This window comes from Phenylobacterium sp. (assembly GCF_028290885.1).
Lineage (GTDB): Bacteria > Pseudomonadota > Alphaproteobacteria > Caulobacterales > Caulobacteraceae > Phenylobacterium.
The window spans coordinates 1-8,368 of record NZ_JAQGIZ010000315.1 but is presented as its reverse complement, the minus strand read 5'-3'; the positions used below and the strand labels follow the sequence as shown (position 1 = coordinate 8,368).

General features: G+C 69.7%; 8 protein-coding genes. 6 read left to right on the top strand and 2 right to left on the bottom strand.

What is annotated here, in order from left to right; all coding sequences use genetic code 11:
* Window positions 1-202: 202 nt before the first annotated feature.
* From rpoH to JWP28_RS20455, 3 genes are all read left to right on the top strand, one after another.
* Window positions 203-1,090, top strand: coding sequence for an RNA polymerase sigma factor RpoH (gene rpoH, locus JWP28_RS20465; protein WP_299545704.1), 888 nt, complete (start codon window positions 203-205; stop codon window positions 1,088-1,090).
* 38 nt (window positions 1,091-1,128) lie between these two features.
* The gene (locus tag JWP28_RS20460) at window positions 1,129-2,091 is read left to right on the top strand and encodes an SDR family NAD(P)-dependent oxidoreductase (protein ID WP_299545703.1); all 963 of its coding nucleotides are present in this window, start codon (window positions 1,129-1,131) and stop codon (window positions 2,089-2,091) included.
* Window positions 2,092-2,243: 152 nt separating this feature from the next.
* A complete protein-coding gene (locus tag JWP28_RS20455; protein WP_299545702.1) occupies window positions 2,244-3,713 on the top strand; it encodes an FAD-dependent oxidoreductase in 1,470 nt (489 codons plus the stop codon).
* Here JWP28_RS20455 and JWP28_RS20450 read toward each other — a convergent pair.
* Together JWP28_RS20450 and JWP28_RS20445 are read right to left on the bottom strand one after the other, a co-directional pair.
* Window positions 3,680-4,489 carry a response regulator gene (locus JWP28_RS20450; RefSeq protein WP_299545701.1) on the bottom strand — a complete coding sequence of 270 codons (810 nt, stop codon included), beginning with the start codon at window positions 4,487-4,489 and terminating at the stop codon, window positions 3,680-3,682. The genes JWP28_RS20455 and JWP28_RS20450 overlap by 34 nt on opposite strands.
* An 83-nt stretch (window positions 4,490-4,572) precedes the next feature.
* A complete protein-coding gene (locus JWP28_RS20445) occupies window positions 4,573-5,874 on the bottom strand; it encodes an adenylosuccinate synthase (RefSeq protein WP_299545700.1) in 1,302 nt (433 codons plus the stop codon).
* 248 nt (window positions 5,875-6,122) lie between these two features.
* On the opposite strand from JWP28_RS20445, the gene JWP28_RS20440 reads away from it, so the two are divergent.
* The 3 genes from JWP28_RS20440 to JWP28_RS20430 form a co-directional block, all read left to right on the top strand.
* Window positions 6,123-6,542 (top strand): VOC family protein, encoded by a 420-nt coding sequence (locus tag JWP28_RS20440; protein WP_299545699.1) that lies wholly within the window; start codon window positions 6,123-6,125, stop codon window positions 6,540-6,542.
* 14 nt (window positions 6,543-6,556) lie between these two features.
* Window positions 6,557-7,528 carry a threonine/serine dehydratase gene (locus tag JWP28_RS20435; RefSeq protein ID WP_299545698.1) on the top strand — a complete coding sequence of 324 codons (972 nt, stop codon included), beginning with the start codon at window positions 6,557-6,559 and terminating at the stop codon, window positions 7,526-7,528.
* Window positions 7,529-7,617: 89 nt separating this feature from the next.
* A partial coding sequence (locus JWP28_RS20430) for a flagellar hook-length control protein FliK (protein WP_299545697.1) occupies window positions 7,618-8,368 on the top strand: 751 nt, incomplete at its 3' end.

Here is an 8,368-nt window from a genome sequence, read left to right as displayed (position 1 = left end):
CCTGTGAGATTCCTTGCCTTGAAGGCGCCAATTTCGGGCGGTAGAAAGTCCCACTAGAGCAGTAGGGCATTCGGATCGCCTCCCCAGCGATCTACCGTAGCCGCAACCTCGTACTTATCTAGAGGGTTGGAGGGAACGGAAGGGTCCTTGCGCGCCCCTGGCGCGACGGTCCGAACGTCCGGGAAAAAGAGGGGATACGTCCATGGCCGCGAACGCGCTCGCCGTGATGTCGCCGGAAGGCGGCTTGAGCCGGTATCTGTCAGAGATCCGGAAATTTCCGATGCTGGCCAAGGACGAGGAATTCATGCTCGCCAAACGCTGGCAGGAGCATGAAGACCCCGAGGCCGCGCACCGGCTGGTCACCAGCCACCTGCGCCTCGTGGCGAAGATCGCCATGGGCTACCGCGGCTACGGCCTGCCGATTGGCGAGGTGATCTCCGAGGGCAACGTCGGCCTGATGCAGGCGGTGAAGAAGTTCGACCCGGACAGGGGCTTTAGGCTGGCGACCTACGCCATGTGGTGGATCCGCGCCTCGATCCAGGAATACATCCTGCGCTCCTGGAGCCTGGTGAAGATGGGCACCACCGCGGCGCAGAAGAAGCTGTTCTTCAACCTGCGCAAGGCCAAGAGCGAGATCTCCGCCCTGCAGGAAGGCGACCTGCACCCCGACCAGGTCACGACCATCGCCACCAAGCTGGGCGTGCTCAACGAGGAAGTCATCTCGATGAACCGCCGGCTCAGCGGCGGCGACGCCTCGCTGAACTCGCCGATGCGGGCCGATAGCGAGAGCGAGTGGCAGGACTGGCTGGTGGACGACGTCACGCCCAGCCAGGAGACCGTCGTCGCCGACACCCAGGAGAAGTCCCTGCGTATGGGCCTGCTGGAAGAGGCCATGACCGAGCTCACCGACCGCGAGCGCCACATCCTTACCGAGCGCCGGCTGAAGGACGAGCCCACCACCCTGGAGGAACTCGCCTCGCAATACGGCGTCAGCCGCGAGAGGGTCCGCCAGATCGAGGTCCGCGCGTTCGAGAAGCTGCAGAAGTCGATGAAGGCCGCCGCCGAAGAGCGCCACCTGGTCGACGCCTAGGCGCCCGCTGTAAGGCGCCCGCCTTCAACGAGGATGCCATGGCCGGTCCCTTTGGAGCCCAGTCCACAACGGACGAGGTGCTTGCGGGCGTCGATCTGAGCGGCAAGCGCATCCTGGTGACGGGCGCATCCGCCGGCCTCGGCGTCGAGACGGCCCGCGCCCTGGCCGCACACGGCGCGCAGGTAGTGGGAGCCGCCCGCGACCTGGACAAGGCCCGCACGGCGACCGAAGAGGTGCGCGCCCAGGCGGCGAACGGCGGGGGCCTGGAGCTGGTGGAGCTCGACCTCGCATCCCTCGCCAGCGTCCGCGCCTGCGCCGCCGCCCTGGTCGCCGCCGGCAAGCCGTTCGACCTGGTGATCGCCAACGCCGGGGTCATGGCCACCCCGTTCGGCAAGACCGCCGACGGTTTCGAAACCCAGTTCGGCACCAACCACCTGGGCCACTTCGTCCTCGTCAACCGCATTGCGTCCCTGTTGCAGCCGGGATCGCGCCTGGTGAACCTGTCCTCGGCCGGCCACCGGTTCTCCGACGTCGACCTGGAGGACCCCAACTTCGGCCACACCCCCTACGCCGAGTTCGTCGCCTACGGCCGCTCGAAGACCGCCAACGTTCTGTTCGCCGTGGAGTTCGACCGGCGTCATAAGGCGGGCGGCGTGCGCGCCACCGCCGTCCACCCCGGCGGCATCCGGACCGAGCTCGGCCGCTACATGACGCCCGAGGTCACCGAGCAGCTGATCTCCTCGATCAACGCCGCCGCCCAGAGCGCCGGGACGGAGGCGTTCAGCTGGAAGACCATCCCGCAGGGCGCCGCGACCTCGGTCTGGGCCGGCGTCGTCGCGCCCGCCGACCTGGTCGGCGGCCGCTATTGCGAGGACTGCCACGTCGCCGCGATCGAGGCCGATCCGGCGGTCCGCGGCGGCGTACAGCCCTACGCCCTCGACCCGGAGCGGGCCAGGGCGCTGTGGGCCAAGAGCGAAGAGATGGTCGGCGAGCGCTTCTGACGCTCAGGTGCAGCCACCAACTCCGTTCCCGCACGTTCTAACAGCTCCCAACTGGACCCTTTGAGGCCCCGCCGGGCTCCCTGCTTGCGAGGGATCAGCGAGGGCGAATCGAGTTCAGCCGCCTCCGCACGCCGCGGGCAACGGAGATCGCCATGTCCAATCCGGAACGGCTCGATGCCTTGATCCTCGGCAGCGGAGAAGGCGGCAAATACCTAGCCTGGCATCTCGCGCGATCCGGCCGCCGTACAGCGGTCGTGGAGCGCCGATGGGTCGGCGGCTCCTGCCCCAACATCAACTGCCTGCCCAGCAAGAACGAGATCTGGAGCGCCAAGGTCGCGGATCTGACTCGCCACGCCAGGAAGTTCGGGACGGCGACGGAGCCGGTCGCCGTCGACATGGCGAAGGTGCGGCAGCGCAAGCGCGACATGGTGGACGGCCTGGTCGCCATCAACCTGGAGAACTACAGGGCCAGCGGCGCCGAGCTGATCATGGGGAAGGGGCGCTTCGTGGCGCCGAAGACCCTCGAGGTTCGCCTGAACGATGGCGGCAGCCGCGTCCTTGCGGGCGATCAGGTCTTCATCGATGTCGGCACACACCCGGCGATCCCCGACGTGCCTGGCCTCAAGGCCGCCCTTCCGCTGACGAATATCGAGGCGCTGGAGCTCGGCGAGCTGCCGGAACACCTCATCGTCCTGGGCGGCGGCTATGTCGGCCTGGAATTGGCGCAGGCCTTTCGTCGTTTCGGCAGCCGGGTCACCATAGTCGAGCAGGCCGCCCAGCTTGCCGGGCGCGAGGACCCTGACGTGGCCGACGAGGTGCGGGGCTTCCTCAGCGACGAAGGGATCGACGTCCGCCTTTCCACAAAGGCGCTCCGCGTGCAGGGGCGGTCCGGGGACGCCGTCAGCATCGCCTTGCAAACGCCCTCGGGCGAGGCGACCATAGAGGGCAGCCATATCCTGGTCGCCGCCGGGCGATCGCCCAACACCGACGGCATAGGGCTCGATGTGACCGGCGTGGCGTTGGACGACCGGGGCTATATCCGGGTCAACGAACGGCTGGAGACGGGCGCGCCGGATGTCTGGGCGATCGGCGAGTGCGCCGGCAGCGCGCAGTTCACCCATGTGTCTTTCGACGATTTCCGGGTCATCCGGGACAATCTGGCCGGGCTGGACCGCTCCACGCGCAACCGCTTGACACCCTACTGCGTGTTCACCGACCCGCCGCTCGGACGCGTGGGACTGAGCGAGGCCGAAGCGCAGCGCCAGGGCGTCGCGGTGCGGATTGCGAAACTGCCGGTGTCCGCCGTGCTGCGGACCCGGACCATCGACGAGACCAGGGGCTTCATGAAGGCGCTGGTCGCCAACGACAGCGACCGCATCCTGGGGTTCGCCATGATCGGCCCGGAGGCCGGCGAGGTCATGGCTGTCGTGCAGACCGCCATGCTGGCCGGGCTACCCTGCACGGGTCTGCGGGACGCCATTATCGCCCATCCGACGATGGCGGAAGGACTAGGCCCGCTTCTTGCGAAGTTGCCCCCCCGATCCATGGATAAAGTGCACGAGACAGCTCGGGCATCGACGCCCGGCTCTCACGCCGGGACCGGCTCGTCCTTGGGCATGTAGGCCAGCAGCGCGCCGGCCTTGTGGCTCAGCTGGGCGGCGTCGTAGGGCGGTCCCTTGCGCTCGATCTCGTCGAGGTAGCGGCCGAAGTCGATGGCCGCGGTGGTCAGCTTCAGGTCGGCGACGCTCATGCCGCATTTGCGCAGGTCGGTGACCTGGGCCTGCATGGAGCGCATCGCCTGGCTGGGATCGCTCCCGATTGCCGCGATGGCCGAGCGCAGGATCTTCACCGCCTGGGCCAGGCGCTCGGAGTCCGGCGTCGCCCGGGTGTCGGACCGCCGCTTCAGGGCGCCGGAATAGTCGCCGGAGTTGAACCGCCGCCGGTCGGGGCCGACGTAACCCACGGCCTCCACCCAGTCGCGCTGGCGTAGCGTCACCGCCTCCAGCCGGCGCAGCAGGTCCTTGAGCGTGAACGGCCTGCGCAGGAACTCATGAACCCCGGCGTCGCGCGCGGCCAGGATGCCGCCGGCGGTCGCCTGGCCGGTGACCATGATCACCGGTGCATAGCGGCAGGCCAGCGTGCTGCGGCGCAGCTCGCGCGTCAGGGCCACGCCGTCCACCGGCGCCGGCCCGAGGTCGGCGAAGATGATCTGCGGGTCGAAGCCTTCGGCCAGCCGCATGGCCTTCTGCCGGGTCTCGGCGATGCAGATCTGGGAGCGGGCGATGTCGCGCATCAGTTCGCTGAGCAACCGCGCAGCCGCCGGCTGCGGATCCACGATCAACACGCGCTGCAGCATGGGCCCCATGCGCTGGATGATCTTGGCGTCGGTGTTGAACAAGGGCGGCGCGCTCCGGCTGTCGCCGAGTGCTAACCCGCTGCTGGTAAAGAACGCCTTGACGATAACCATGTTTTTCCCGGGATTTAATCCTGGAACGGGTCGCGCATCAGGATGGTGTCGTCGCGTTGCGGGCTGGTGGATAGGAGCGCCACCGGGGCGGCGATCAGTTCCTCGATCCGCCGGACATATTTCACCGCGTTGGCCGGCAGGTCCCGCCAGGAGCGCGCGCCCTGGGTGGTCTCGCGCCAGCCCTCCATCTCCTCATAAACCGGGGTCAGCGCGCTCTGCGCTTTCAGGCCCGCCGGCAGGTAGCTGAAGGCCTGGTCCCCCCCATCTGCGCTCTTGAGCCGGTAGCCGGTGCAGATCTTCAGCGTCGGCAGCCCGTCCAGGACGTCGAGCTTGGTCAGCGCGATGCCGCCGATGCCGTTCAGGGCCACGGACTGGCGCACCAGCGCCGCGTCGAACCAGCCGCAGCGGCGGCTGCGCCCGGTGACCGTGCCGACCTCCTTGCCGACGGTCCCCAGGTGCTCGCCGACCTCGTCGAACAGCTCGGTGGGGAACGGCCCCTCGCCGACGCGGGTGGTGTAGGCCTTGACGATCCCCAGCACATAACCCGGACCTCTGGGCCCGAGCCCAGAGCCCGCCGCCGCCTGGCCGGCCACGGTGTTGGACGAGGTCACGTAAGGATAGGTGCCGTGGTCGACGTCGAGCAGCGCGCCCTGGGCCCCCTCGAACAGCACGCGCTTGCCGGCCTTCACCAGCTCGTTCAGCAACAGCCACGCGGGCTTGGCGAACGGCAGGACCAGGGGGGCGAGCCGCTCCAGCTCGGCCAGCAGGGCCGCGCCGTCGGCCTTCGGCAGGCCGAGCCCCCGGCGCAGCGGCGCGTGGTGGGCGAGCAGGCGGTCGATCTTGGCCTCCAGCGCCTCGCGGTCGGCCAGGTCCGCCACCCGGATCGCGCGCCGGCCCACCTTGTCCTCATAGGCCGGACCGATGCCGCGCCCGGTGGTGCCGATCTTGTTGGTCGCGGCCGCCTCGCGCGCCTGGTCGAGGTCGCGGTGCAGCGGCAGGATCAGGCAGGCGTTGTCGGCCAGCACCAGCAGGTCCGGCGTGATCGTCACCCCCTGCGCGCCGAGTTTGGCGATCTCCTCCAAGAGGTGCCAGGGATCGACCACCACGCCATTTCCGATGACGGAAAGCTTGCTTTGCACGACCCCGGAGGGGAGCAGGGAGAGCTTGTAGACTTGGTCGCCCACCACCAGCGTGTGCCCGGCGTTGTGCCCGCCCTGGAAGCGCACCACCACGTCGGCGCGGTTCGACAGCCAGTCGACGAGCTTGCCCTTGCCCTCGTCGCCCCACTGGGCGCCGATCACCGTCACATTGGCCATGGGTACGATCCCTCCACCTGCCGGGAGAAGACCAGCCGCCCTTCGACAGGTGCTCGGCGTCTGGCTTGGATCGATTGTGCGGCGCGGGTCTAGACGAGTTGGATTTGATTGTCCACGAGCCGCACGAACGGAAGAGCTTTGCCGAGCTTTCGCGCCAGCGGAGGCAGGAGGCGGCCCGCCCGTTCGTGGTGTTCGTGTGATTCGTGGACCAGCTTACTTTCTTGCGCCGGTTTGCTATCAGGCCGCCCATGGACATTCCCCGATTCCACCTCGCCTTTCCTGTCCGCGATCTGGCCGAGGCGCGCGCCTTTTACGGCGGCCTGCTGGGCTGCCCGGAAGGCCGCGCCAGCGACGAATGGATCGACTTCGACTTCCACGGCCACCAGATCGTCGCCCACCTGGCGCCCGACGAGGTCGGTCACAAATCCACCAGCCCGGTCGACGGCCACGACGTGCCGGTGCGCCACTTCGGGGCGATCCTGAAGCCCGCCGACTGGGACACGCTCGCGGCGCGTCTGACGGCCGCCGGGACGCGCTTCGTCATCGAGCCGCACACCCGCTTCAGGGGCGAGGCCGGCGAGCAGTCGACGATGTTCTTCCTCGATCCCTCGGGCAACGCGCTGGAGTTCAAGGCCTTCGCCGACGACGGCATGGTGTTCGCCCGGTGAGCGGTTCCGGGAGCGTGACTTTCGCCGACATCGAAGCCGCCGCCGCGCGGCTCGCGGGCCATGCGGTCGAGACCCCGCTGATCGAAAGCCCGGCGCTGAACGAGCGGCTGGGCGCGCGCGTGCTGCTGAAACTCGAAACCCTGCAGCGGGTCGGCGCCTTCAAGTTCCGCGGCGCCTATAACCGGCTGGTCCAGCTCAGCCCCGACCAACGCAAGCGCGGGGTCGTGGCCTTCTCCTCCGGCAACCACGCCCAGGGCGTGGCGCTGGCCGCCAGGCTGCTCGGCATGCCGGCGCTGATCGTCATGCCGTCCGACGCGCCCGCGGTGAAGGTCGCCGCCACCCGCGGCTACGGCGCCGAGATCAAACTCTACGACCGGCTCAAGGAGAGCCGCGAGGCGATCGCCGCGGAAATCGCCGCCAGCCGCGGCGCGGTGGTCGTCCCGGCCTTCGACGACCCGCACATCGTCGCGGGCCAGGGCACGGTGGGGCTGGAGATGATGCGCCAGGCCAGCGCGATGGGCGCCGCCTTCGACCTCGTGCTCAGCCCGGTCAGCGGCGGCGGCCTGCTGGCCGGCGTCTCCGAGGTGGTGAAGACGCTCTCGCCGGCGACGCAGGTCTGGGGCGTCGAACCCGCGGCCTTCGACGACCTCGCGCAATCGCTCGAGGCGGGCGAGCGGGTGACCATCAAGCCCACCGGCCGCTCTTTGTGCGACGCCCTGGAGAGCCCGGCGCCGGGCGAGATCACCTTCCCGATGCTGAAGCGCAACCTGGCCGGCGCCGTCGGGATCACCGACGCCTGGGTCGCCGAGGCCATGCGCTACGCCTTCTCGACGCTGAAGCTGGTGGTCGAGCCCGGCGGCTGCGTCGGCCTGGCCGCGCTGCTCACGGGGAAGGTCCCGAGCCAGGGCAAGACCGTCGGCATCGTCCTCTCCGGCGGCAACGTCGACCCTGAGCTGTTCGCCCGGGTGATCCGCGGCGAGATCTAGGGTCCGAACGCTTGGCCAGAGGCGCTTAAGCCGGGCTTCACCCGGCGACTCTAGGCTGGCCGCATGACGAGCTCCTGCCTGGCGCCAGCGTGACCGTCACGCCCATCACCCCCGCGGCCGCGGCCCTGCGGGTCGCGATCGTGGGCGCCGCCGAGGCCGAGCTCATCGCCGCGGTGGCAGCCGCACAGGACGCCAACGCCGCCTCGCCGCAGGCTGCGGACGCGGCCGGGCCTTCGGCGGGACGCAGCTTCCCGCCCCTGTTCGCCGAACTCTCGCAAGCCGCGTTGCTGACCCTGCAGCAGGCCTTGCTTGCCGGTCCGCCGCCCGCGCCGCCGATGCGCCGCGCGGTGCTGGCCGGGCAGACGCCCGCGCCCCCGGCGCTCCCCGCTGACGCCGACGCGGCGGCCATCGTCCAGCATCTTCGGCCCCGGGCGGAGCAGGCGGAGGCGCGCCAGACGCTCCAGCAACCGGCCGCCTTGCCCGATGGGACGACGACGACCTGGATGTTCGAGCTGCCGGTCGCCACGCCGCAGGGAACGGCCGTCGCGCAATTCGAAGTTGACCGTGACGCCCCGGAGGCAGGCGTCGCCGAGGCGCCAGAGTCCTGGCACGTGCGGTTTTCGGTGGACATCGAGCCGCTCGGTCCAGTGCACGTTCACCTGGGGATGAAGGGCGGTCGGGCCGCCGTCACGGTCTGGGCCGAACGCGAGGGTGGCCTCGATCTGCTGCGCAGCCAGGGCGCCGAGCTCGCCCGGACGCTGCCGGGGGACGTCGTCTTCCGCGTGGGCGCCCCCAGGCAGTCTGTACCGGCGCGGGGCCGGTTCGTGGACCAGACCTCAT